Origin of the sequence: Vibrio atypicus (assembly GCF_009811315.1) — a bacterium.
Classification (GTDB): Bacteria; Pseudomonadota; Gammaproteobacteria; order Enterobacterales; family Vibrionaceae; genus Vibrio; species Vibrio atypicus.
On the sequence record NZ_BLID01000004.1, the window covers coordinates 234559 to 260176 of the forward strand.

22 protein-coding genes are annotated in these 25618 nt (G+C 44.3%); 10 read left to right on the plus strand and 12 right to left on the minus strand.

The window, feature by feature from the left end; genetic code table 11:
• Positions 1–4 precede the first annotated feature (4 nt).
• From sucA to sdhC, 5 genes are all read right to left on the minus strand, one after another.
• Entirely contained in the window at positions 5–2830 is a 2826-nt protein-coding gene (gene sucA, locus GVO60_RS10635) for a 2-oxoglutarate dehydrogenase E1 component (protein ID WP_159653742.1), read from the minus strand.
• Between the two features lie 96 nt (positions 2831–2926).
• Positions 2927–3637 carry a succinate dehydrogenase iron-sulfur subunit gene (locus GVO60_RS10640; protein ID WP_159653744.1) on the minus strand — a complete coding sequence of 237 codons (711 nt, stop codon included), beginning with the start codon at positions 3635–3637 and terminating at the stop codon, positions 2927–2929.
• Positions 3638–3655: 18 nt separating this feature from the next.
• Positions 3656–5422 carry a succinate dehydrogenase flavoprotein subunit gene (gene sdhA, locus GVO60_RS10645; RefSeq protein ID WP_159653746.1) on the minus strand — a complete coding sequence of 589 codons (1767 nt, stop codon included), beginning with the start codon at positions 5420–5422 and terminating at the stop codon, positions 3656–3658.
• Positions 5423–5767, minus strand: coding sequence for a succinate dehydrogenase, hydrophobic membrane anchor protein (gene sdhD, locus GVO60_RS10650; RefSeq protein WP_159653748.1), 345 nt, complete (start codon positions 5765–5767; stop codon positions 5423–5425).
• Positions 5761–6153 (minus strand): succinate dehydrogenase cytochrome b556 subunit, encoded by a 393-nt coding sequence (sdhC, locus tag GVO60_RS10655; protein WP_008078592.1) that lies wholly within the window; start codon positions 6151–6153, stop codon positions 5761–5763. The genes sdhD and sdhC overlap by 7 nt, the downstream gene beginning before the upstream one ends.
• A 396-nt stretch (positions 6154–6549) precedes the next feature.
• Between sdhC and GVO60_RS10660 the strand changes: the two genes are divergently transcribed.
• Positions 6550–7839 carry a citrate synthase gene (locus GVO60_RS10660; RefSeq protein ID WP_159653750.1) on the plus strand — a complete coding sequence of 430 codons (1290 nt, stop codon included), beginning with the start codon at positions 6550–6552 and terminating at the stop codon, positions 7837–7839.
• A gap of 206 nt (positions 7840–8045) precedes the next feature.
• Here GVO60_RS10660 and GVO60_RS10665 read toward each other — a convergent pair whose 3' ends face one another.
• Positions 8046–8804 carry a Nif3-like dinuclear metal center hexameric protein gene (locus tag GVO60_RS10665; protein WP_159653752.1) on the minus strand — a complete coding sequence of 253 codons (759 nt, stop codon included), beginning with the start codon at positions 8802–8804 and terminating at the stop codon, positions 8046–8048.
• 124 nt (positions 8805–8928) lie between these two features.
• On the opposite strand from GVO60_RS10665, the gene GVO60_RS10670 reads away from it, so the two are divergent.
• Positions 8929–9681 carry a DUF1853 family protein gene (locus GVO60_RS10670; RefSeq protein ID WP_159653754.1) on the plus strand — a complete coding sequence of 251 codons (753 nt, stop codon included), beginning with the start codon at positions 8929–8931 and terminating at the stop codon, positions 9679–9681.
• 49 nt (positions 9682–9730) lie between these two features.
• On the opposite strand, the gene pgm is transcribed toward GVO60_RS10670, so the two are convergent.
• Both pgm and seqA read right to left on the minus strand, forming a co-directional pair.
• On the minus strand, positions 9731–11377 hold the full coding sequence (gene pgm, locus GVO60_RS10675) for a phosphoglucomutase (alpha-D-glucose-1,6-bisphosphate-dependent) (protein ID WP_159653755.1): 1647 nt from the start codon (positions 11375–11377) through the stop codon (positions 9731–9733).
• An 89-nt stretch (positions 11378–11466) separates the two neighbouring features.
• On the minus strand, positions 11467–12003 hold the full coding sequence (seqA, locus tag GVO60_RS10680; RefSeq protein ID WP_159653757.1) for a replication initiation negative regulator SeqA: 537 nt from the start codon (positions 12001–12003) through the stop codon (positions 11467–11469).
• A gap of 92 nt (positions 12004–12095) precedes the next feature.
• Between seqA and GVO60_RS10685 the strand changes: the two genes are divergently transcribed.
• The 3 genes from GVO60_RS10685 to fldA all read left to right on the plus strand — a co-directional run bounded on the left by GVO60_RS10685 (position 12096) and on the right by fldA (position 13753).
• Positions 12096–12860 (plus strand): alpha/beta fold hydrolase, encoded by a 765-nt coding sequence (locus GVO60_RS10685; protein ID WP_159653759.1) that lies wholly within the window; start codon positions 12096–12098, stop codon positions 12858–12860.
• A 93-nt stretch (positions 12861–12953) separates the two neighbouring features.
• On the plus strand, positions 12954–13175 hold the full coding sequence (locus GVO60_RS10690) for a DUF2788 domain-containing protein (RefSeq protein WP_004413180.1): 222 nt from the start codon (positions 12954–12956) through the stop codon (positions 13173–13175).
• Between the two features lie 44 nt (positions 13176–13219).
• Positions 13220–13753, plus strand: coding sequence for a flavodoxin FldA (fldA, locus tag GVO60_RS10695; protein WP_159653761.1), 534 nt, complete (start codon positions 13220–13222; stop codon positions 13751–13753).
• 42 nt (positions 13754–13795) lie between these two features.
• Here fldA and GVO60_RS10700 read toward each other — a convergent pair whose 3' ends face one another.
• Complete coding sequence (locus tag GVO60_RS10700; protein WP_159653763.1) at positions 13796–14296, minus strand: DUF4442 domain-containing protein; 501 nt, start codon at positions 14294–14296, stop codon at positions 13796–13798.
• Between the two features lie 199 nt (positions 14297–14495).
• Here GVO60_RS10700 and fcrX point away from each other — a divergent pair, with 199 nt between their 5' ends.
• Positions 14496–14945: a ferric iron uptake transcriptional regulator FcrX gene (gene fcrX / locus GVO60_RS10705; protein ID WP_159653765.1), complete on the plus strand. Its 450-nt coding sequence runs from the start codon at positions 14496–14498 to the stop codon at positions 14943–14945.
• Positions 14946–15049: 104 nt separating this feature from the next.
• Here the strand turns inward: fcrX and glnS are convergent, their stop codons facing one another.
• Complete coding sequence (gene glnS / locus GVO60_RS10710) at positions 15050–16720, minus strand: glutamine--tRNA ligase (protein WP_159653767.1); 1671 nt, start codon at positions 16718–16720, stop codon at positions 15050–15052.
• A 267-nt stretch (positions 16721–16987) separates the two neighbouring features.
• Positions 16988–18559, minus strand: coding sequence for an N-acetylglucosamine-specific PTS transporter subunit IIBC (nagE, locus tag GVO60_RS10715; RefSeq protein WP_159653769.1), 1572 nt, complete (start codon positions 18557–18559; stop codon positions 16988–16990).
• 483 nt (positions 18560–19042) lie between these two features.
• Between nagE and nagA the strand changes: the two genes are divergently transcribed.
• The 4 genes from nagA (at position 19043) to asnB (ending at position 24946) form a co-directional block, all read left to right on the plus strand.
• The gene (gene nagA / locus GVO60_RS10720) at positions 19043–20179 is read left to right on the plus strand and encodes an N-acetylglucosamine-6-phosphate deacetylase (RefSeq protein ID WP_159653771.1); all 1137 of its coding nucleotides are present in this window, start codon (positions 19043–19045) and stop codon (positions 20177–20179) included.
• Positions 20180–20181: 2 nt separating this feature from the next.
• Positions 20182–21396 carry a DNA-binding transcriptional regulator NagC gene (gene nagC, locus GVO60_RS10725; protein ID WP_159653773.1) on the plus strand — a complete coding sequence of 405 codons (1215 nt, stop codon included), beginning with the start codon at positions 20182–20184 and terminating at the stop codon, positions 21394–21396.
• 83 nt (positions 21397–21479) lie between these two features.
• Complete coding sequence (locus tag GVO60_RS10730; RefSeq protein WP_159653775.1) at positions 21480–23069, plus strand: cation:proton antiporter domain-containing protein; 1590 nt, start codon at positions 21480–21482, stop codon at positions 23067–23069.
• A gap of 212 nt (positions 23070–23281) precedes the next feature.
• On the plus strand, positions 23282–24946 hold the full coding sequence (asnB, locus tag GVO60_RS10735) for an asparagine synthase B (RefSeq protein WP_159653777.1): 1665 nt from the start codon (positions 23282–23284) through the stop codon (positions 24944–24946).
• Positions 24947–25022: 76 nt separating this feature from the next.
• Here asnB and rfaH read toward each other — a convergent pair whose 3' ends face one another.
• Entirely contained in the window at positions 25023–25520 is a 498-nt protein-coding gene (gene rfaH / locus GVO60_RS10740) for a transcription/translation regulatory transformer protein RfaH (protein WP_159653779.1), read from the minus strand.
• Positions 25521–25618: the final 98 nt, after the last annotated feature.

Genomic DNA, 25618 nt, shown 5'->3' on the forward strand with positions numbered 1-25618 from the left:
GTTCTTAGTTCGAAGCTTTTGTATTCACGTTAAGTGCGTCTTCAACCAACGCTTTCTGTTGTTTCAAGTGTACTGACATGTAACCAACTGCAGGAGATGCAGATGCTGGACGACCAGCGTATTTTAGGTCAGCACCGGCTGGGATAGCAGCGCGGAAGTTATGTTGGCTACAGTACCAAGCGCCCTGGTTTTGAGGCTCTTCCTGACACCATACAAAGTCTTCAGCATTGGTGTATTGTTCAATAGCTGCTTTTACTTCATCCAGAGGGAATGGGTATAGCTGCTCAATACGAACAATTGCTACATCATCTTGCTCGTTATTTCGACGTTGCTCTAACAAATCGAAATAAACCTTACCTGAACAGAAGACAACGCGTTTCACCTTCGCTGCATCCAAGTTGTCGATTTCTGGAATTGCCGGTTGGAATGTTCCTTCCGATAATTCTTCTAACGTCGACGTACATAACGGATGACGAAGCAATGACTTCGGAGACATCACGATAAGTGGACGACGCATAGGTCGAACAACCTGGCGACGAATCATGTGATAAACCTGTGCCGGAGTTGATGGCACAACAACCTGCATATTTTGCTCCGCACAAAGCTGTAAGTAACGCTCTAGGCGTGCAGATGAGTGCTCTGGACCTTGGCCTTCATAACCATGAGGTAGCAGCATAGTTAGGCCACATAGACGTGCCCACTTTTGCTCACCCGATGAAATGAATTGGTCAATAACCACTTGTGCACCGTTAGCAAAGTCACCAAACTGAGCTTCCCAAAGGGTAAGGCCACTTGGTTCTGCCGTTGCGTAGCCGTATTCAAATGCCAATACAGCTTCTTCAGACAACACTGAGTCGAATACTTGGAAAGGACCTTGTTTGTCGTGAATATTTGCAAGAGGAACAAACGTACTTGCATCGTTTTGGTTATGCAATACTGAGTGACGGTGGAAGAAAGTACCACGGCCAGAATCCTGACCAGAAATACGAATACGCTTACCATCGTCAACCAAGGTTGCATAAGCCAATGTTTCTGCCATACCCCAATCAACGGCTTTCTCTCCGCTGATCATCGCTTTACGATCGTTGTATAGCTTGTTAACTCGGCTTTGTAGCTTATGACTTTCTGGATACGTACATAGACGATTACCAAGTTCAATCAAACGTTCAGTATCGAACTTATTATCCCACTCAACATCCCAGTCATGACCAAGGTAAGGAGACCAGTCAACTGAATGGAGAGCCATAGGGCGCCACTCTTTCACCACAACTTCACCGTGATCAAGTGCATCACGATATTCATTAACCAGTTGTGTTGCTGTATCAATACCAAGTACGCCACGTTCCATCAGCACGTCAGCATAAAGCTTACGTGGTGTTGGGTGCTTCTTGATTTTTTGATACATCAAAGGCTGAGTTGCATTTGGCTCGTCCGCTTCATTGTGACCATGACGGCGGTAACATACCAAGTCAATCACAACGTCGCGTTTGAATTCATTACGGTAATCCAAAGCAATACGAGTGACGAAAGCCACCGCTTCAGGATCGTCCGCATTTACGTGGAAAATAGGTGCCTGTACCATCTTAGCGATATCAGTACAGTACATTGTTGAGCGAGTATCGTTCGGGTTAGATGTTGTGAAACCAACTTGGTTGTTCACAACGATACGCACGGTACCACCCACACAGAAACCACGCGCTTGAGACATGTTAAATGTCTCTTGAACAACGCCCTGTCCAGCAATTGCTGAATCACCGTGAATCGTGATTGGTAGAACTTGGCTGCCTTCTTTATCACCTAAACGGTCTTGTCGAGCACGCACGGAACCAATAACCACTGGGTTTACGATTTCAAGGTGTGAAGGGTTAAATGCTAGCGCCAGGTGTACATCACCACCTGGCGTTGCAAAGTCAGCTGAGAAACCTTGGTGATATTTAACGTCACCGGTACCCCAAGTGTCATCATGTTTACCAGCAAACTCATCAAACAGATCTTGCGGTTTTTTGCCTAGTACGTTGACTAGCATATTTAGACGACCACGGTGAGCCATACCAACTACAACTTCACGCATGCCGCTCTTACCTGCATGACGAATCAGTTCTTTCGTCATCGGGATAAGGGCATCACCACCTTCCAAAGAGAAACGCTTCGCACCTGGGAATTTTGCACCCAAGTAACGTTCTAGACCTTCAGCAGCAGTTAGCTCGTCTAGGAACATGTGTTTTTCATCTTCAGTGAATGATGGCTGACCAACTACAGATTCAAGACGCTGCTGGATCCAACGTTTTTGCTCTGTATCTGTCATGTGCATGTATTCTGCACCGATAGAACCACAATAGGTTTTTTTCAAAGATGAGTAGATATCTTTCAACTGCATCGTCTCTTGGCCAATGGCGAAAGAGCCGACGTTGAACGTCTCTTCTAGATCTTCTTCGGTAAGATTATGAAATGCAGGGTCTAGCTCCGCCACAGGTGGGCGCTGCCATAAACCAAGAGGGTCAAGCTCCGCCGCTTCATGTCCACGGAAACGGTAAGCATTGATTAATTGAAGTACTTTAACTTGTTTAGCGTCGACATCTGGATCACTAACTTGGACACTGTAATGCTTTGTTTCTTGAGCGAGTCGTCGGAAGTAGTCACGGACACGCGAATGTGGTTGTTCTACCACTTCTTCTGTCGGCTTAGGCAAGCCTTCAAAAACGCGTTTCCACTCCTCACTTACCAGATCGGGATCACTTAGATACAGTTCGTAGAGGTCCTCTACATACGTTGCATTGGCGCCAGCCAAGTGTGAAGACTCGAGCCACGCCTTCATCACGCCGTTGTGCATATTTTCCCTTAACCAGTAGTTTTCACGTTTGCTTCGGTCTTACGCCGAGCTATTAAGAGCCGACCCATTAGTAGGTCGGCAATTTTTGTTATTAAATTAGACGGAACGATTTACCAACATCGTCTTGATGTGGCCAATCGCTTTCGTCGGATTTAGTCCCTTAGGACAAACACTTACACAATTCATGATGCCATGGCAACGGAAAACGCTAAATGCATCATCAAGATTTGATAAACGTTCATCTGTTGCTGTATCTCGGCTATCAATTAACCAGCGGTAAGCCGCAAGTAGACCAGCTGGACCGATAAACTTATCTGGGTTCCACCAGAAAGATGGGCACGAGGTTGTACAACATGCACACATGATACATTCATACAAACCGTCCAAGTGCGCACGCTCATCTGGCGTTTGCAGGTTCTCTCTTGATGGTGGAAGTGCACCGTCATCAATCAAGAAAGGCTTAACTTTCGCATAGTTATCGTAGAACTGTGTCATGTCAACGATAAGATCACGCACAACAGGTAAACCTGGCAGCGGTCGAATCACAATCTTGTCACCTTCTAGTGCAGAAAGTGGTGTGATACACGCCAATCCATTTTTTCCGTTCATGTTAAGACCATCAGAACCACAAACACCTTCACGACAAGAACGACGAAATGAAATGGTAGGATCTTGCTCTTTCAGCAGAATCAAAGCATCCAGAAGCATCATATCTGATCCTTCTTCCACTTCTAGCGTGTAGTCCTTCATGTACGGTTTTTGGTCGACATCAGGATTGTAGCGGTACAAAGAGAAATTCAGTTTCATAATATTACCCTCCTTTCCTTAGTACGTACGTGCTTTTGGTGGAAATGCTTCACGATGGATTGGCTCCATGTTTACACCACGTTTCGTCATTGCTTCCGTTTCCGGGTTGTAGATAGAGTGACATAGCCACTGTTCATCGTTACGGTCTGGGAAGTCAAAACGAGCGTGCGCACCACGGCTCTCTGTACGGTAATTAGCCGCAACTGCCGTCGCATAAGCAGTTTCCATCAAGTTTTCAAGCTCAAGACACTCGATACGCTGGGTGTTGAACTCAGTCGACTTATCAGAAAGGTGCGCGTTTTTCAGACGTTCACGAATTACTTTCAGCTCTTCTAGACCTTTTGCCATTGCATCGCCTTCACGGAATACCGAGAAGTTGTTTTGCATACATTGTTGCAGATCTTTACGGATTTGCGCTGGGTCTTCACCGTCAGTGCTATTTTCCCAACGGTTGTAACGCTCTAATGAACGCTCGATATCTGCTTCTGTTGCAGGTTTCGCGTCAGCTTGCTTAAGCAGCGTTTCACCTAGGTGTAGACCTGTTGCACGACCGAATACCACCAAGTCTAGTAGTGAGTTACCACCCAGACGGTTAGCACCGTGAACCGATACAGATGCGATTTCACCACAAGCAAATAGACCTTGAACTTCAACGTCACCGCCATTCTCATCTTGACGAATAGCTTGACCCGATACTTGAGTTGGAATGCCACCCATCATGTAGTGACAAGTAGGGATTACTGGAATTGGTTCTTTAACTGGATCAACGTGTGCAAAGGTACGAGACAGTTCACAAACACCTGGTAGGCGAGACTCTAGTGTCTCTTTACCCAAGTGATCCAGTTTCAATTTAATGTGTGGACCCCATGGGCCATCGCAGCCACGACCTTCACGAATCTCAATCATCATTGAGCGAGCAACAACATCACGACCAGCTAAATCTTTAGCATTAGGTGCGTAACGCTCCATGAATCGCTCGCCGTCTTTGTTTAGAAGGTAACCACCTTCACCACGACAACCTTCAGTAACAAGAACACCTGCGCCAGCAATACCCGTAGGGTGGAACTGCCACATTTCCATATCTTGCATTGGTACGCCTGCACGCAGTGCCATACCAACGCCATCACCCGTGTTAATGTGTGCGTTAGTTGTCGATGCGTAAATTCGACCAGCGCCACCTGTTGCCAGAATAGTCGCTTTAGATTTGAAGTAACATACTTCACCCGTTTCCATACAAAGTGCTGTACAGCCAAGAACCACACCATCTTCATTTTTTACGATATCAAGTGCATACCACTCGGAGAATACCGTTGTTTTGTGCTTGATGTTTTGTTGATAAAGCGTGTGCAGAAGTGCGTGACCAGTACGGTCAGCTGCCGCCGCTGTACGTGCTGCTTGCTCGCCGCCAAAGTTCTTTGACTGACCACCAAACGGGCGTTGATAAATACTGCCGTTATCAAAACGAGAGAAAGGAAGACCCATTTTCTCTAGCTCAATAACAGACTCAGGACCGTTCTTACACATATATTCGATTGCGTCTTGGTCACCGATGTAATCAGAACCTTTAACTGTATCGTACATGTGCTGTTCCCAATGGTCTTCGTGCGCGTTACCTAACGCAACCGTGATACCACCTTGAGCAGAAACAGTGTGTGAACGTGTTGGAAATACTTTAGAAAGCAAAGCACAAGAAAGACCTTGCTCTGAGATTTGTAGTGCAGCGCGCATGCCTGCACCACCAGCGCCGATTACAACGGCATCAAATTCGCGAACTGGAATAGACACTTACGCACCCCACAGAATAAATAGACCAGAGAAGAAGTAACCAAACAATACGGCAATAACGCCTAATTGCAGGCCGCCACGAAGCTTAGCGCACTTGATATAATCAGTAAGTACTTGCCATAGGCCAATCCACGCGTGGATAAGTACCGACATAAGTGCCAGCATCGTGAACACCTTGGTGAAAGTGCCACCAAAGAACTGAGTCCAAGATACGTAAGAAATATCTGAGAAAGCGCAAAAGCTCACCAGATAGATTGTATAAAGTGTCATGATGATCGCCGTAGCACGAATCAATAGGAAATCGTGTACACCGTTACGACCAAAAGATGAAATATGTTTTACCACACCATGATCCCCGCTAGTAGTGACAGAACGGCTGTCGCTGCGAAAGCAACCTTAGCGCTCATTGCGCCAGATTCCAGCTCTTCAAAATGACCTAGGTCCATTAACAGGTGACGAATACCACCCGCAATATGATAGGCCAGCGCCGTTAGGATTCCCCACAAGATAAACTTCACGAAGAAGCCATCGACGATGTCGACTGCTTGTGCGTAACCCACTGGAGAGGATAAGGATATGGATAGTAACCAAAGTAGGATCCCGACCGCGACAAACGTAATTACACCGGATACACGGTGTAAGATAGATGCGATTGCTGTGATCGGAAAGCGAATGGTCTGTAAATCTAAATTAACAGGTCTTGATTTTCTTTCTTTCACGGGCTTGCTCACTCAGCTCCATTGAGCATTTATAGTTATAAACGAATTTTGGTTGCAAACCTGCAAAAGTTAACATTTGATTAACAAATACCACCATCATTCGACTGAGTATTTTGTAAAAAATTTGTTAACAACAAGATTTGAAACTTCACCTCACTATTGTTTCAAGCCTTGAATTTATTAGGTTTCCACCAAAATTTACTGCGCCACTATACGGCTGGCAACATTCTAATACAATTGATGTAACAATTTTTGCTACACAGCACAGATTTTTAACCTTACGTGTTCAAAAAATCATAACAAGTGCACACATCAGAGGAGAGAAATTGACTTTGATAACGAATACACGTACAAAAATGTCACACAAAACATCCTGGACGGATTAATAATAAAACAAAGGAGATTGTTATGGCGGATAAGAAAGCTACCCTTCATGTTGAAGGTCAAGCGCCTATCGAGCTACCAATTATGGAAGGTGCCCTTGGTACACCTGTAATTGACGTTCGTAAACTGGGAGCAAATGGATTCTTTACTTTTGACCCAGGTTTTCTTGCCACTGCATCTTGTGAGTCTCAAATCACCTACATCGACGGCGGCAAAGGGATTCTTTTGCACCGCGGTTACCCAATTGATCAGCTAGCAAATAACGCTGATTACTTAGAAGTATGTTACATCCTTCTTTATGGTGAAGCCCCAACCCGTGAACAATACGAGCAATTCAAAACAACTGTAACTCGCCATACTATGGTGCATGAGCAAATCGCTAGCTTCTTCCACGGCTTCCGTCGTGATGCTCACCCAATGGCAGTTATGTGTGGTGTCGTCGGTGCACTGGCCGCGTTCTACCACGATTCTCTCGACATCAACAACGATGAACACCGTGAGATTGCTGCGTATCGTCTACTATCTAAGATGCCAACCTTGGCAGCCATGTGTTACAAATACTCTATTGGCCAGCCATTCATATACCCTCGCAACGACCTAAGCTACGCAGAAAACTTCCTACACATGATGTTTGCTAACCCATGTGAAGAGTACGAAGTGAACCCAGTAGTTGCTCAAGCGATGGATAAAATCTTTACCCTACACGCAGACCACGAGCAAAATGCCTCGACGTCTACTGTTCGTCTATCTGGTTCATCAGGTGCAAACCCATTTGCATGTATCGCAGCAGGTATCGCTTCTCTATGGGGCCCTGCGCACGGTGGTGCAAACGAAGCATGTCTGAAGATGCTAGAGGAGATCGGCAGTGTTGATAACATTGCAGAGTATGTTGAACGCGCGAAAGATAAAGATGACCCATTCCGCCTAATGGGCTTCGGTCATCGCGTTTACAAAAACTACGACCCTCGTGCGACAGTAATGCGCGAAACATGTCACGAAGTACTGAAAGAGCTAAATATTAAAGATCCACTACTAGACGTAGCAATGGAACTTGAGCGTATCGCACTTTCTGATGAGTACTTTGTATCGAAAAAACTATACCCTAACGTAGATTTCTACTCAGGTATCATCCTTAAAGCGATTGGTATTCCTGTCTCTATGTTTACGGTTATCTTCGCGATTTCTCGTACTATCGGTTGGATTGCTCACTGGAACGAAATGCACAGTGATCCACTCAACCGTATCGGTCGCCCACGTCAGCTGTATACAGGTGAAGTTCAACGTGAATTTTCTCCGATTCACGAACGTGAATAATCGCTAGATAGTGATAAACAAAGGGCTGACGTACAACGTCAGCCCTTTTTTATTGTTCGCTTTTATTCTATTGTCATCCACAGTAATGAGGGAGCAAGAAGTGAGGACATCAGGAAGTGTTTAGAGATTCCCTACTCCCCTATTCTTTGGTCTATAGAATGACACCTCTCTTTATAGCTAATAGCTTTGCCTTCCCCAACTCTTAGCTACACTGGATTGTCGATATCAATAAACTCAACATCTAGACCATGCTCTGCCGCTATCCACTCACCTAGCGCCTTCACACCGTAACGCTCCGTTGCATGATGACCTGCCGCGAAATAGTGAATACCCATTTCACGAGCAGTGTAAGTCGTACGCTCTGAGATCTCACCCGAAATATAAGCATCCAATCCAAGCTGGACTGCAAGCTCTATATAATCTTGACCACCGCCAGTACACCAACCAATGGTTTCTATTATCTTACCCGCTTGATCCGGAGCGATATGCAAAGGCTGGCGATTCAGGACTTGATTAATCTTACTCGCAAACTCCGCACCAGACATTGGCTGTTTTAGTCGACCTCGCATTGCAACAGATTGAGGATGTCCTTCCATTCCACCCTCTACGTCGATATCAAGTAAACGAGCCAACTCTGCGTTGTTGCCCAGCTCAGGATGAATATCTAGAGGCAAGTGGTAACCTAACAAATTGATATCATTTTTAATCAAGGTTCGGATTCGATTACCTTTCATACCACGAATTGGCTCAGGCTCACCTTTCCAAAAATAACCATGGTGGACCAACAACGCATCCGCGTTTAACTCAACCGCTTTATCCACCAATGCTTGAGAAGCCGTCACACCAGTCACGATACGAGTTACTTCTTGTTTTCCTTCAACTTGGAGTCCATTGGGCGCGTAATCTTTAATCAACTGAGGAGACAGTTTTTCGTTGAGTATTTTTTCTAGTTGCAAGATGTTCATTCTAACTTCCAATCACTTGTGAACGCGGGTTCGTTGATTCTATGTCGCAAAGTGTATTCCAACCATAGCAACGATGCTAGGGGCTGGTTACAATAGTGCTAACTGGTTTTACTAAGGTAAAAGGATGACCCCGTACCAACGCTTCTACCAATGGATAGCAAAGACCCCCTCTCTGTTTGAAAGCAAACCGCCTTTTGAGTCATTGCAAAATCTCATATCACTACCTATTCGCAATAGTCACTATGACGGAAACCCAAGACTAGGCTTTCTCTATCAACATTTATGTACTGATCTTCTTACGAGCACCTCAAAATATTCTGTTGAGCTCGAAGAAGTTCAGATAAATAGAGAAAATGGACAAACACTCGGTGCCATCGATTTGATCCTGAATAACCATCAAACTCAAGCGCAAGAGCACTGGGAAGTCGCAATCAAATTTTATCTACTACATCATGGCACGTGGTTTGGACCTAATGCGCATGATCAACTTGATAAGAAGCTTGATCGCATGTTGACCCATCAACTTAAAATGAGTGACACCGCCGAGTTTTTAACGCAATACCCTCATCTCACAGAACTATCAGAGCACCTATTGCTACAAGGTCGCCTCTACATTAACCCCTTTTCTCCAGAGCCTATTCCGGATGAGTGTTTAGGGCTAAAAATCAACAAAAGTCAGATAGCCGGACATTGGTGCTATCAAAGTCAGTGGGAGCAAATTGGTGAATTGCTTTACGAGCTAGAAAAGCCACTTTGGGCCATTGGTTTAAAAGAGTTCAATGAGCCTATTGAAAAACCAAACGGGCGATTTGTCCATGCTCAAACGAAAGAAGGACAATTTTGGTTTGTAGTACCAGATAGCTGGCCCAATGAATAAAAAGGGCCGACAATCTGTCGACCCTTGAAACAACACTCAATCGCCTAAATTACAAACCTGCGTCTGCAAAGACTTGGTTTACGATTTCTTGCGCTTCTGCCTCGATTTGCTTTAGATGCTCAGCACCCTTAAAGCTCTCACAGTAGATTTTGTAGATATCTTCAGTACCTGAAGGACGAGCAGCAAACCAGCCGTTTTCTGTTGTCACTTTCAAGCCACCGATAGCTGCGCCATTACCAGGAGCATGAGTCAAACGAGCTGTAATAGCATCACCAGCTAGAGTCTCTGCTGTTACCATCTCAGCTGATAGCTTAGATAAAACTGCTTTTTGTGGACCATTTGCCACAGCCTGAATTCGATTGTACTCAGATGCCCCATGCTTCGCCGCGAGCTCTTCGTAGTACTCTTGAGGGTTCTTACCTGTTACTGCAGTGATCTCAGCAGCTAATAAACAAAGGATGATGCCATCTTTGTCCGTCGACCATGGCGTACCATCTTTACGTAAGAACGAAGCGCCTGCAGACTCTTCACCACCAAAGCCAAACTTACCTTCATAAAGGCCATCAACAAACCATTTAAAGCCTACTGGTACTTCACACAGTTCACGACCAAGATCTGCTACTACGCGATCAATCAATGCACTTGATACCAGCGTTTTGCCGACAGCAACATCTTTACCCCAACCTTCACGGTGGCGGTATAGGTAATCAATACAAACAGCTAAGAAGTGGTTAGGATTCATTAGACCTTTTGGAGTCACAATACCGTGACGATCGTAATCTGGATCGTTGCCAAACGCTAAGTCGTATTCATCTTTAAGTGCCAATAGGCCCGCCATCGCATAAGGTGATGAACAGTCCATACGCACAACGCCATCTTTATCTAATGACATAAACTGGAATGATGGGTCAATCGCTTCACTCACGAGAGTTAGGTCTAGGTTGTACGCTTTACCAATCTGACGCCAGTAATCAATACCACTACCACCGAGCGGATCAACACCAAGTTTTAGATTCGCTTTTTGAATCGCTTCCATGTCGATAACATTAACAAGGTCATCGATGTATGGCTTAACTAAATCCAGCTCTGAGAACAACTCTGACGCTTTAGCTTCCGCTAACGGCATGCGCTTAACGCCTTGTAGACGTTCAGCAATCAACACATTGGCGCGATCTTGAATAGCTTGAGTCAGTTCACCCTCTGCCGGGCCACCGTGCGTCGGGTTATATTTAATGCCGCCGTCTTGTGGTGGATTATGTGATGGTGTAATTACAATACCATCAGCCTTAGCGTCATTTTTAAGGTTATAAGTCAAAATAGCGTGTGATACACCAGGTGTTGGCGTGTAGCCGTTGTCCTGTTGCACAATCACTTTTACACCGTTCGCGATAAGTACTTCCACAACACTTGAAAACGCAGGTTCGGACAAAGCGTGAGTATCTTTACCAACAAATAACGGACCTGTTGTGCCCTTTTCAGCACGCACTTCTGCAATCGCTTGAGCAATCGCCAAAATATGGTTTTCGTTAAAGGTTGATTTATCTGAGCTACCGCGATGCCCTGATGTACCAAATTCTACTTTGTGATCTGGGTTTGCTGGGTCTGGTTGTAGGAGGAAGTAGTTAGAGACCAACGCAGGAATATTATGAAGGTCCTGTTGTTGAGCTTTTTGTCCCGCTCGTGGGTGCATAGCCATTTTGACATCCTTTCTTAAAATAATAGAAAACAAAAAACCCCATAATACATGATGTTAAGCGTATATTATGAGGTTTAAATCAGACTTCTTTAAATTGAGTTAGCTACTTTGTCAGTCAAGTCAGCCGGGAAGTTCATTCTTGCCATCAACTGATCTACCATCTGCCTTTTACGGCTAGTGTTACTGTTGGTAATCACCCAGAATGGTGAGCCAGGAATCGCTTTCGGTTTCGTCGTATTCCCACTTTCTAGCAAGGTCTGTTCGTTGTTAGCGAAGTAAACTCGCTTGCGACCTTTAACTTGAGTCGCCTCAGAAAAGCCATTCGGGTCAATGCGGTGAAGAGTCGATAGCACTAGCATGAATCGATCAATCGCTTTCTTAAGCCCCGCAAACTCATCCGAAATCAGTAGTGAACGCATCTCTTTCACGTAGTCTACCGTTTCTTCTTTCGCTGCGTCACGGCTAACAACAATACCTTTTGGCTGAGCCGCAGTCACTGGTGCCGGTTGCGCGTTTTGTTCATCCATTAAAAGACGACGCAAAATATCTGACGCACTCTCACCAATGTGTTGGGTTTGACTTGCGATGTAACGGTATAGATCCTCATCAACCTCAATTGTTTTCATTCGCTTTTCACAATCTCTATGTTTAAACTCTGGGGGATTATAGCGAGATCTTTAAAGAGACTCTACGGTTAACCTGCCACGAATAAAAGAAAATGTCACAACAGCTCAACTACAAAGTCGAAGGTGAAGGCCACACCATCATTTTGATCCATGGCCTATTCGGCAACCTGGACAATTTAGGTTTGCTTGCACGAGATTTACGTCAAGATCATCAAGTTATTAGCATTGATCTACGTAATCATGGTCAATCTTTTCAAAGCGATCAGCACAACTATCAATTATTAGCGCAAGATGTGTACGAATTACTCAATTCGTTAGCCCTTACGTCTTACACCTTAATAGGCCACTCTATGGGCGGTAAAGTTGCAATGAAAGTTGCAGAGTTAGCCAAGCAAAAGGTTGAAAAGCTGATTGTGCTCGACATGGCGCCCGTTGCTTATACTCAAAGCAAACATGACAATGTCTTCAATGGACTAAAAGCAGTAATGACGCAAAAGCCTACCAGCCGAAAGCAAGCTTTGGATATATTAGCCGAACACATTGAGCTTGAAGGTGTGAGGCAATTCCTTGGAAAGTCACTTTATAATTCAGGCTCTCATCTTGAATGGCGCTTTAACGTCACGAGCTTATGGAATAACTATTGGCAAATCCTTGGTTGGGAACCAATCGAAAAGATAATGACGCCAACCTTGTTCATTAAAGGTGGTGACTCTGATTATCTCATCGCAGATCATCAAGCTGATGTTCAAAAGCAGTTTGCCAATGTCAAAGCGCACGTGATTGCTAATACTGGCCACTGGTTACATGCTGAAAAACCAGCAGAAGTACTGCGCGCGATCCGTAAATATATTGCATAAAACAGAATGAGAGATCTGTTACGCTTCGCCCGTTAACTTTATCTACTAACAGTGGTATAGTTCGGCGCAAGTAATTTGGCATAAAGGGATCCCATGCTTTACGACTACATGAACATGCTCGAGTCTATTGGTCTCGATCTACTTTTTGCGTCTATATTCTTTCTTATTGGTATGGCAATAAAAGATGTCTTAAAAGCGGGTAATGTTCCCCCTTTCGGTCGTCGCATCGTATGGTTAGTCCTTTTCCTTGGCTGTGCTGGCTTTATTGCTAAAGGCATTATTCAGCTTAGCTGGGAAGGTGGTGGTATAGGTTGATTTCCACCTAACCCACAACAGAAATTAGTAAAGGTAACGAATCTATGGCAAGTGTAGGCATCTTCTTTGGTAGCGATACAGGTAACACTGAAGCTGTTGCAAAGATGATTCAAAAGCAACTAGGTAAACAACTGGTTCACGTTCAAGATATCGCAAAAAGCAGCAAAGAAGACATCGATAACTTCGATCTTTTGCTACTAGGTATCCCAACTTGGTACTACGGTGAAGCACAATGTGATTGGGATGATTTCTTCCCAGAATTAGAGCAAATCGACTTCTCAACTAAGCTGGTTGCAATCTTTGGTTGTGGTGACCAAGAAGATTACGCAGAGTACTTCTGTGACGCTATGGGCACTGTACGCGATATCGTGGAAGCGAAAGGCGGCACTATCCTTGGCTACACATCAACAGATGGCTACGAATTTGAAGCGTCTAAAGGTCTTGTTGAAGGCGATGACTCTCAATTCGTTGGTCTATGTATCGATGAAGATCGTCAACCAGAACTCACCGAAGAGCGTGTTAACAGCTGGTGTAAACAGATTCACGAAGAGATGTGTCTAGCTGAGCTAGAAGACTAAGCATCACTTTGAACAAAAAAACCTCCGCTTTCGGAGGTTTTTTTATGCCGTTTGTTCTTCTACGTCTTCTCGGTATTTCGGTTTTTTACGCACGTACAACTTACGTTGCACCTCTGAGACGACATTGCCCTGCTTGTCTTTGACATGGATAACAAACTCAGGAAAGCACTTCTCACCATTGGCCGTTTGGCGAATAATCTCTTCGACTTGCTCTAATGGCACAATAAAGTCCGCATACAAATCACTTTGACCGGGTTTGATAAAGTTAATACTCGCCTCTTTGTCCCAAACGAAATACTGCTCACCTAAAATCCCCATTAGCATTAGCGAATAAACAGGATCTGTGAGAGAGAAAATGCTGCCGCCATATTGAGTCCGGTTGGCATTTTTGTTCCACCATCGTAGCTTCAGCTTCATTTTTACTTCACGGAAATCATCGCTAATTGAGAGGATTTTTATTCCCGCCCCCCAAAATGGAGGCCAACTATTCAAGGCAAACTTCACTATATTTGGCTTGTAGATTTTGGACATCCAACTTCCCATTCAAATATCCCTGTATAAATATGAACAATGTTACACAATTGTAACTGGTTAGACCTCTAATATCAGTGACCTAACACGAGTTTACAAAAAATCCCTAGTAACCCTTTGAAGTTCGTGGTTTATTGTTGTCTTGTAGTGCCCTATAATGTTAGGAATATTGAATTCTGTTAATTACTGCAGATCATCAACAGGAAAGTATATGTCAGATAATAACCAAGCGCTTAAGGATGCTGGTCTAAAGGTAACCCTTCCTAGACTCAAAATTTTAGAAGTACTACAGCAGCCTGAATGCCAACATATTAGCGCTGAAGATCTATATAAGAAGCTGATTGATCTAGGGGAAGAGATCGGTCTTGCTACTGTGTATCGCGTATTGAACCAATTTGATGATGCAGGTATTGTGACTCGCCATCACTTTGAGGGCGGTAAATCAGTATTTGAACTATCAACTCAACATCACCACGACCACCTAGTGTGCCTTGACTGTGGTGAAGTGATTGAGTTCTCTGATGACTTGATTGAAGAGCGTCAGAAAGAGATCGCGGCTAAATACAATGTAACCCTAACCAACCACAGCTTGTACCTTTACGGTAAATGCGGTGATGGGACATGTAAAGAAAACCCAGACGCACACAAAGCTAAGAAATAAAGAAAAAGCCGCTCATGCGGCTTTTTTAATAACGTCATATCTGCGAGTTCAACGCAAAAAAATGCCAGTCAAGTGACTGGCATTTTTATAACGATTAATCGCAATTATTTTGCTTCAATCTTTGCCCATGTATCACGTAGGCCTACAGTACGGTTAAATACCAAAGCGTCAGCTTTAGAGTCTTTTACGTCTGCACAGAAGTAACCCATACGCTCAAACTGGAAGCCCTTTTCTGCTTCCGCATTTGCTAGGCTCGGCTCAACAAAACCGTTTAACTTAACCAATGAATCAGGGTTAATTGTTTCAGCAAAGTTATCCGCTGCAGCAGGGTTAGCCACAGTGAATAGACGATCGTATAGACGAATTTCAGCAGGTAAACCTTTATCAGCCGATACCCAGTGGATAACGCCTTTAACTTTGCGGCCATCTTCTGGGTTCTTGCCTAATGTATCAGCATCGTAAGTACAGAAGATCGTTGTGATATTGCCTTCTGCATCTTTCTCGATACGCTCAGCTTTAATCACATACGCACCACGAAGGCGAACTTCTTTACCTAAAACAAGACGCTTGTACTTCTTGTTTGCTTCTTCACGAAAGTCTTCACGCTCAATCCAAACTTCACGAGTAAACGGTACTTCACGCTCGCCCATCTCAGGTTTGTTCGGGTGATTTGCTACTGTCAGCGTTTCAACCTTATCCGCATCAAAGTTTTCAATCACAATCTTAACAGGATCAAGAACGGCCATTGCACGTGGTGCATTTTCGTTTAGGTCATCACGAATACAAGATTCTAGAGAGCCCATCTCAATCATATTGTCTTGCTTAGTTACACCAATACGCTTACAGAATTCACGGATAGACGCAGGAGTAAAACCACGACGACGCAAGCCAGAAACTGTCGGCATTCGTGGGTCATCCCAACCGTCAACCAAGTTTTCTGTCACAAGTTGGTTTAGCTTACGCTTAGACATCACTGTGTATTCAAGATTTAGGCGACTAAACTCGTACTGACGAGGTTGGCAGTCAATCGTGATGTTATCCAGCACCCAATCGTAAAGACGACGGTTGTCTTGGAACTCTAGCGTACAGATAGAGTGCGTAATGCCCTCCAACGCATCAGAGATACAGTGTGTGAAATCGTACATTGGGTAAATGCACCACTTATCACCTGTCTGATGATGCTCCGCAAAACGAACACGATATAGAACAGGATCGCGCAGTACGATGAAAGACGACGCTAGGTCAATCTTAGCTCGTAGACATGCTTTACCTTCTTCGAAACCACCGTCACGCATTTTTTCAAACAGCGCTAGGTTTTCTTCAGGCGTACGATCACGGTACGGGCTTGGCTTACCTGGCTGGGTAAGTGTGCCACGGTACTCACGGATCTGCTCAGGACTTAGCTCTTCAACGTACGCTAAGCCTTTGTTAATTAATTCCACTGCGTAGCCGTATAGCTTGTCGAAGTAGTTTGATGAGTAACATACTTCACCATCCCACTCGAAGCCTAACCAGCTCACATCATTCTTAATTGACTCAACGTATTCAACGTCTTCTTTTTCTGGGTTAGTGTCATCAAAACGAAGGTTACACTTACCCTGGTAGTCCTGAGCAATACCAAAGTTCAAGCAAATTGACTTAGCGTGACCGATATGCAGATAACCATTTGGCTCTGGCGGGAAACGAGTATGCACGCTTGTGTGTGTACCATCCGCTAAATCTTTATCGATGATTTGGCGAATGAAATTCGATGGACGAGCCTCAGCTTCACTCATCTATAGCACCTCAATTGTTGTAGTATTGTTCAGATAATTCTTAACTGTGACGGTATCATTAGCCGCCAAGTACATAACGTCTAATGATCCACAATTCTCTACCAATACACAACTACAACCGAAGCTTAATTCGCAAATAATCGTCGAATTATCTTCCCATCATTCAAAAGATGGTTAGCTTTTCAGCGATTCCGCTTTGTTTTTCTCTAAACACAAAAAAGCCTCCCGAAGGAGGCTTTTATTACTTACCTGTTTAACCAGAGGTTACTAAGGAAGTTTTACATCAGATAGGTCTTCGTTAACACCGATTGCTTTCATTTCGCCAGCAACGATTTCAGCTAGAGGACCAAGGATAACTTGAAGGTTGTTCTCACCTAGTTTAACAACACCTTTAGCACCAAGCTTCTTAAGAACAGCTTCGTCAGCTACAGAGCGGTCTTTCAGTGTAAGACGTAGACGAGTGATACAAGCATCGATAGAAGTTAGGTTGCTGTGACCACCTAGAGCTTTTAGGTATTGACGCGCTAGGTCACCTTTTGGAGCGTCACCAGCTGGAGCTGCTGCACCTTCTTCATCGTCTTCACGACCTGGCGATTTCAGGTTGAAAGCGCGGATTGCGAAGCTAAATGTGAAGAAGTATAGAGCACCAAATGCTAGACCGATTAGTAGTAGCGTGAATGGTTTAGTTGCTAGACCCCAGTTCAATACGAAGTCGATAAGACCTGCAGAGAAACCAAAGCCGTGTAGCGTACCAAACATGTTAGCAACAACTAGAGACAGACCAGTAAACACAGCGTGCATTGCGTATAGTGCAGGCGCTAGGAATACGAACATGAATTCTAGTGGCTCTGTGATACCTGTTAGGAATGAACAGAAACCTACTGAGAATAGAGCACCACCAACTTGGCTACGTTTTTCAGCTGGAGCTGCTAGGTACATTGCTAGAGCTGCACCTGGTAGACCAAACATCATAACTGGGAAGAAGCCGTTCATGAATACGCCAGCGCCTTTGTCGCCACCGAAGTAACGGTGTAGGTCACCAGATTTAACTGTTTCAGTTACTTCTTTAACAGTTGCAGTGATTTCTGGAGTTACAGAGTTAGCGAATTCGAATGTGTGAGCTTGACCAACAACAAGAGTCTTAGCTAGAGCTGGGTCTACACAAAGCTGTTGGATAGCAGGAAGAGCTTGACCTGCAGCTTGAGCACCAGTAACTAGAACTTCTTGACACGTACCCATACCAAACCAGAAGTATGAGTTAAGAACGTGGTGAAGACCTACAGGGATAAGTGCACGGTTAAGAGTACCGTATACGAATTGACCGATAGCGCCAGAAGTAGAAACTGCGTGTGCTAGTGCGTCAAGACCACTTTGGATGCCTGGCCATACAACACCTGCAACAGCACCTGCAACTAGCGAGAATAGGCCGGCCATGATCGGTACTAAACGTTTGCCAGAGAAGAATGCCAACCACTCAGGAAGACGTGTTGCATGGAAAGCGTTGTAAGAGTGACCAGCAATGATACCAGCGATGATACCACCGAAGAATGACATGTTAATGTCAGCGTTAATTGTTGTAGCCGTTGCTGTTAGTACGAAGTACGCAACTGCACCAGCTAGGCCTGCAGCACCTTGGCCATCTTTAGATAGACCGATAGCGATACCAAGACCGAAAAGAAGTGGTAGTTGACCGAAGATTGCTCCACCAGCTTGCGCCATAAATGGAATATCTAACAGGTCGCCTTGACCTAAACGTAGTAAAAGCGCCGCAACTGGAAGCGTTGCGATAGGAAGCATAAGAGCTTTACCTAACTTTTGCGCATATCCAAGAATATTCACCTTAAGTTCCCCCTATAGGATTTTTAGTATTTTGGTCGAGCCACTTTTTTTAGTCGCTCAATTTAGTCGAGTTCAGTTTATGACATTAATTTTGCTCCGCAAATTAAAACCTCATCATTTGTGATCCTAATCACCAGAAACAGTCAATATGGGAGGTTTTTGCTAGCGAGATCATAAAACTTATTTTACAATACAAAAAAATAGCACTCATCGGATAAAATTCGCAGTATCCTCTGGGCATTATTAGAGGCTTCAAGTGTTGCCGAGCAACGTCTTAGATAACGAAAATGCTCTGGCTCGTGTTACCATCAGTACACGCTTCATCAGCTTGAATACTCAGCGTAGAGAGAATTATTTTTCCGCTTGCTAAAGATATTTTGCGATCTAATTGAAGTTTAAAAATAAAGTCTTAATAAAGACGCAATTGCTTCGGATTAGAGGTCTAAAAAGTATTAAGAATCTAAAGATAAGGATTAGCTAACCATGTATGCGCTAACTAACTGTAAAATCTACACAGGTAACGACGTTCTAGTTGACCATGCTGTGATCATTAAGAACGAACTGATCGAAACAGTTTGTCCTCTTACTGAGCTTCCAGAAGGCATTGAGATTCGTGACCTAAACGGTGCCAATCTGAGCCCAGGCTTCATTGACCTACAATTGAATGGTTGTGGTGGTGTGATGCTTAACGATGAGATTACAGCTGAAACGATGCAGATCATGCACGAAGCTAACCTTAAATCAGGCTGTACAAGTTTCCTGCCAACGCTAATCACCTCTTCAGATGAAGATATGCGTCAAGCTGTTGCAGCAGCTCGTGACTACCACGCGAAATACCAAAACCAGTCACTAGGCCTACACCTTGAAGGTCCTTACTTGAATGTGGCGAAAAAAGGCATTCACAGTGTTGATTACATTCGCCCATCTGATGACAGCATGATCGACTTCATGTGTGACAACGCAGATCTTATCGCCAAGGTAACACTCGCACCTGAGCACAACGAACCGTCTCACATTGAACGTTTAAAAAACGCTGGCATTGTTGTTTCTATCGGTCACACTAACGCAACTTACGCTGAAGCGCGTCGAGGCTTCGATGCTGGTATTACTTTCGCAACTCACCTATTCAACGCGATGACCCCTATGGTCGGTCGTGAACCTGGTGTTGTTGGCGCAATCTATGATACTCCGGACGTATACGCTGGCATCATCGCGGATGGTTTCCACGTTGACTATGCAAACATCCGTATCGCTCACAAAATTAAGGGTGAAAAATTAGTATTAGTGACCGATGCCACAGCTCCTGCAGGCGCTGACATGGATTACTTTATTTTTGTAGGTAAGAAAGTATATTACCGTGATGGTAAGTGTGTTGATGAAAATGGCACACTTGGCGGCTCAGCACTCACTATGATTGAAGCAGTTCAAAATACAGTTGAGCACGTCGGTATCGCTCTGGACGAAGCACTGCGCATGGCTACTCTGTATCCTGCGAAAGCAATCGGTATGGATCAAAAACTAGGCCGTATTAAGAAAGGCATGGTGGCGAACCTTACTGTATTTGATCGTGACTTCAACGTCCAAGCGACTGTTGTTAACGGACAATACGAGCAAAATTAAGAATGAATGGCGGACAAATAGGTAACGTAGATTTAGTAAAACAACTAAATAGTGCAGCAGTTTACAGACTGATCGACCAGCAAGGTCCTATCTCCAGGATTCAAGTTGCCGATGTCAGTCAACTGGCGCCTGCAAGTGTTACAAAAATTACCCGCCAATTACTAGAGCGCGGCCTAATCAAAGAGGTCGCGCAACAAGCTTCTACAGGTGGACGACGCGCAATATCTCTTACAACAGAGGTTGAGCCATTCCATTCTGTAGCAGTTCGTATCGGGCGAGATTACATCCAATTCAGCTTGTATAACTTGGGTGGCAAAGAGCTCGCTTCTGATTACACTGAGTTTTTCTACACGACTCAAGAAGAGTTGGTCGATGGCCTACTCTCTCATCTAAAGCAGTTTATTGCAGCGAATCACAACACTATCAATCAGATGATTGCGATTGGTATTTCACTACCTGGCTTGGTCAACCCTGAAACAGGTGTCGTTGAGTACATGCCAAATATCACCATCGATAACTTGGGCTTAGCGGAATTAGTGCGTAACACGTTCCACGTACAATGTTTCGTAGGTAACGATGTTCGCGGTATGGCATTAGCTGAACACTATTTTGGCGCGAGTAAAGATTGCCAAGATTCTATCTTAGTCAGCGTTCACCGCGGTACGGGTGCAGGTATTATCGTCAACGGCCAAGTCTTTTTAGGTTTTAACCGCAACGTAGGTGAAATTGGTCACATTCAAATCGACCCTCTCGGCGAGCAGTGCCAATGTGGTAACTTCGGTTGTTTGGAAACAGTTGCCGCAAACCCTGCCATTGTTGAGCGCGTAAACAAACTGATTGCTCAAGGGTACGAGTCTAGCTTAACAACTCTGGACTCTATTACGATTGGTGATGTCTGTGAACATGCTAATCTGGGTGATGAATTAGCAAAACAAAGTTTAGTGCGAGTTGGTAACCAATTAGGTAAAGCCATCGCTATTACCATCAACTTGTTCAACCCACAGAAAGTGATCATTGCAGGTAATATTACTCAATGTGAAGAGATCGTATTTCCAGCGATTCGACGCAACGTTGAAAACCAATCTCTCACAACTTTCCATAGTGACTTACCGATTGTCGCATCACAAATTGATAAGCAGCCTACGCTAGGTGCGTTTGCGATGATCAAACGTGCTATGTTAAACGGCGTTTTGTTACAAAAATTACTCGAAGACTGATCGCCTAAGCAATTAGTTGAGTTAGAATAGTGGGCTATGTCGTCAGACATGGCCCTCTTTTTTAGGATAGAACACAAATAAATATGGAACTCATTTTAATCTCAACCGCTTTCTTAGCTGGTTTTCTTTCGCTGAAATGCAACCTTCCTCCGCTGGTGGGCTTTTTGCTCGCGGGGTTTGGACTGCACGCCTTTGGTTTTCAAACCAACGACACCATCATCACGCTCGCTGATCTAGGTGTTACACTGTTGCTGTTTACCATCGGCCTTAAACTCGATATCAAAACGCTGTTATCCAAAGAGATATGGGCAGGCGCGACAATACACAATCTTTTGTCGACCCTTTTGTTTAGTGCCGCTTTATTCTGCTTCAAATATCTGGGCATCAGCTCACTGGCTGCTATGTCAACTGAACAGATTGTTCTGTTAGGCTTTGCGCTATCCTTCTCTAGCACCGTATTTGCGGTCAAATCTTTACAAGAGAAAGGTGAACTTAATGCTACCTATGGCACCATCGCAATCGGTATTTTGGTCATGCAGGATATTTTTGCCGTGGTGTTCTTAACAGCATCAACAGGCAAACTCCCAGAGTGGTACGCCATCGCCCTCTTTGCTCTACCTCTGCTGCGTCCTCTATTCTTCCGCTTGCTTGAATGGGTGGGACACGGCGAGATGTTGGTCCTATTTGGCATCTTCTTCGCATTAGTTGTCGGCGCCGGTCTATTCGAGTTAGTCGGCATGAAGCCAGATTTAGGCGCACTGATTCTAGGTATGATGCTTGCGGGTCATAAAAAAGCGTCTGAGCTATCCAAATCCCTATTTAATTTGAAAGAGCTGTTCTTAGTCTGTTTCTTCTTGAATATAGGTCTGTCTGAACAACCAACTCTGTCGGGTTTTGCATTAGCGATTCTGTTTATGCTGCTGCTACCACTTAAGGGGATTTTGTACTTTGTTGTTTTGAACACCTTTAAGTTCCGAGTACGCACCTCACTACTCGCCTCTTTGTGCCTATTTAATTTCAGTGAGTTTGGCCTCATTGTGGGTGGTTTAGCATTTAAGATGGGGTGGATGAGTGGTGATATCCTAGTGGCACTTGCGATGGCAGTATCGATCTCATTCGTATTATCGGCGCCAATTAACCGCTATGGTCATAAGATTTACCAGCGTTCTAGTCGTTGGCTAAAAGAAACCGCCGCAGAAAACCTTAATCTTCGCGATCAATTGATCAATCCAGGTCACGCTCAAATCTTAATTTTGGGTATGGGCCGTATTGGCACAGGTGCTTATGATGAGTTGCGTACTCGCTACGGCAAGATCAGTTTAGGTATAGAAGTACGAGAAGAAGCAGCAAAAGAGCATAAAGCACAAGGCCGTAATGTCATTTCAGGCGATGCGACCGACCCGGATTTTTGGGAACGTATTCTCGATACGGCCAATGTAAAACTGGTTCTACTCGCAATGCCACACCACCAAGGTAACCAAATCGCATTGGAGCAACTGCAACGCCGTAACTTCCAAGGCCAAATCGCAGCAATCGCTGAATACCCAGATCAACTTGAAACTCTCATTGAAGATGGCGTTGATGCCGCATTCAACATCTACAATGAGGCAGGAAGCGGGTTTGCTCGCCACGTATGTGAGCAGTTAAAACCAGAGTTCAACGCTCCAAAATAACCTCTCTAAGGGCTATCAAATTCGATAGCCCTTTCATTCTTCGCTCACAAAACAAACAAAACACAGATTCCATTCACCAAAAGTCAATTTTTATTAGATATTATTTACCGACAAGTACTTTTTAGTATTTTTTTAATCAATCACGGTTGATTTTTTTAATCAAAATGGCAAATTGAACTTAACAGGTTAAATTATTATTAAAGGGAAGTTGTATGTGTTCGATTTTCGGTATTTTGGACATCAAGAGTGACGCAGAGGCGCTACGCCCAATCGCACTAGAAATGTCTAAAAAACTTCGCCACCGAGGTCCAGACTGGTCAGGTATTTATTCATCAGATAAAGCAATTCTTGCTCACGAGCGTCTTGCAATTGTCGGTCTGAACAGTGGTGCTCAGCCTATTTATAGCCCAGATAAAAAACACATCCTTGCTGTTAACGGTGAGATCTACAACCACAAAGAGATTCGCGCACGTTACGAAGGTAAGTACGACTTCCAAACAGACTCTGACTGTGAAGTTATCTTAGCGCTATATCAAGATATGGGCGCAGATTTGCTTGAAGAACTAAATGGTATCTTCGCTTTCGTACTCTATGACGAAGAGAAAGATCAATATCTAGTTGGTCGCGACCACATCGGTATTATTCCACTGTACCAAGGCCAAGATGAACACGGTAACTACTACGTTGCCTCGGAGATGAAAGCGCTTGTCCCTGTATGTAAGACAGTAAGTGAATTTCCTCCAGGTTGTCACTACAGCTCATCAGATGCAGAGCCACAACGTTACTACACGCGTGACTGGAATGAGTACGCAGCAGTGCAAGGCAACAGCACAAGCAAAGAAGAGCTGACAGAAGCACTAGAAGCAGCGGTAAAACGCCAGCTAATGACAGATGTGCCTTATGGTGTGCTTCTTTCTGGTGGTCTTGATTCATCAATCACATCAGCTGTTGCAAAACGCTTTGCTGCAATGCGAATTGAAGATGACGAGCAATCGGAAGCTTGGTGGCCACAATTACACTCATTCGCTGTCGGCCTTGAAGGTGCTCCGGACCTTAAAGCTGCTCGTGAAGTCGCAGACCAAATCGGTACGGTTCACCATGAGATGACTTACACGATCCAAGAAGGTCTTGATGCGATTCGTGATGTGATTTACCACATCGAGACTTATGATGTTACGACTATCCGTGCTTCAACCCCTATGTTCCTAATGGGCCGTAAGATCAAAGCTATGGGTATCAAGATGGTTTTATCTGGCGAAGGTGCAGACGAAATTTTTGGTGGTTACTTATATTTCCACAAAGCGCCAAACGCGAAAGAATTCCATGAGGAAACCGTTCGTAAACTGTTGGCTCTTAACATGTTTGACTGTGCGCGTGCGAACAAATCGCTTGCAGCTTGGGGTGTAGAAGGTCGCGTACCTTTCTTAGATAAAGAGTTCATTGATGTTGCGATGCGTCTAAACCCAGAAGATAAAATGTGTGGCAACGGTAAGATGGAAAAACACATCCTACGTGAGTGTTTCGAACATTACCTACCAGAATCAATTGCATGGCGCCAGAAAGAGCAGTTCTCTGACGGTGTTGGCTACAACTGGATTGATACACTCAAAGAAGTGGCTGAAGCGAAAGTAACAGACCAACAGATGGAAACAGCACAATTCCGCTTCCCATATAACACGCCAACAACGAAAGAAGGTTACGCTTACCGTGAAATCTTTGAAGAGTTGTTCCCGCTGCCATCAGCAGCAGAATGTGTACCTGGTGGCCCTTCTGTCGCATGTTCATCAGCTAAAGCGATCGAATGGGATGAATCATTCCAGAACTGTGTAGATCCATCAGGTCGTGCAGTTCAAGCAGTCCACAACGACGCTTATTAATCGAATACCAATAACGCAAAAGAGGCTCCTAACTAGGAGCCTCTATTTTATATTAAATCTAAGCCATAATGAGCAGTTACTTAAGCTCTAAATCTTTATTTTCAACCGTTACCTCAACTTGCTTGCTGAGCATCTTAACCAACAAGATGGAACGGGTTTCTCCATCAGCTTCTTGGTAGATAGCTTCAATACCTGCAAACTGACCACTCATCACGCTTACACAATCGCCTTTCTCTGGTAGCGACTCTTGCTGCGGTTCAACGTGTAACTTCTCAATTTCTTTGAGTGTGACGATCAAATCACCTTGAAGTATTTGTGGTACTGCACCTTGCCTTACAAAATCCACCACCCCTCTTGTTGAGCGTACGGTGGTAAAAGTCGGCCCCTGCTCAACATCGAATCGAGCAAAAATATAAGATGGAAAAAGAGGTTCTAACTTCACCTGTCTTTTGCCTCGAATCATCTTTTCCACTTGGGTTTCCGGGTAGTAACATTCCACCCCCTGATTTTCTAAATGCAATTTCGCACGCTGTTGCTCACTGCGTTTGCAATAAATTAAGTACCACTGTTTCATTGTTATTTAGCCAACTGTTATTTTGCCTAACATCCTAGCAATTTTGCCTAATGTTAGTAAGTAAGAAATTGAAAGCATACTTAACCAAAATCAATGAC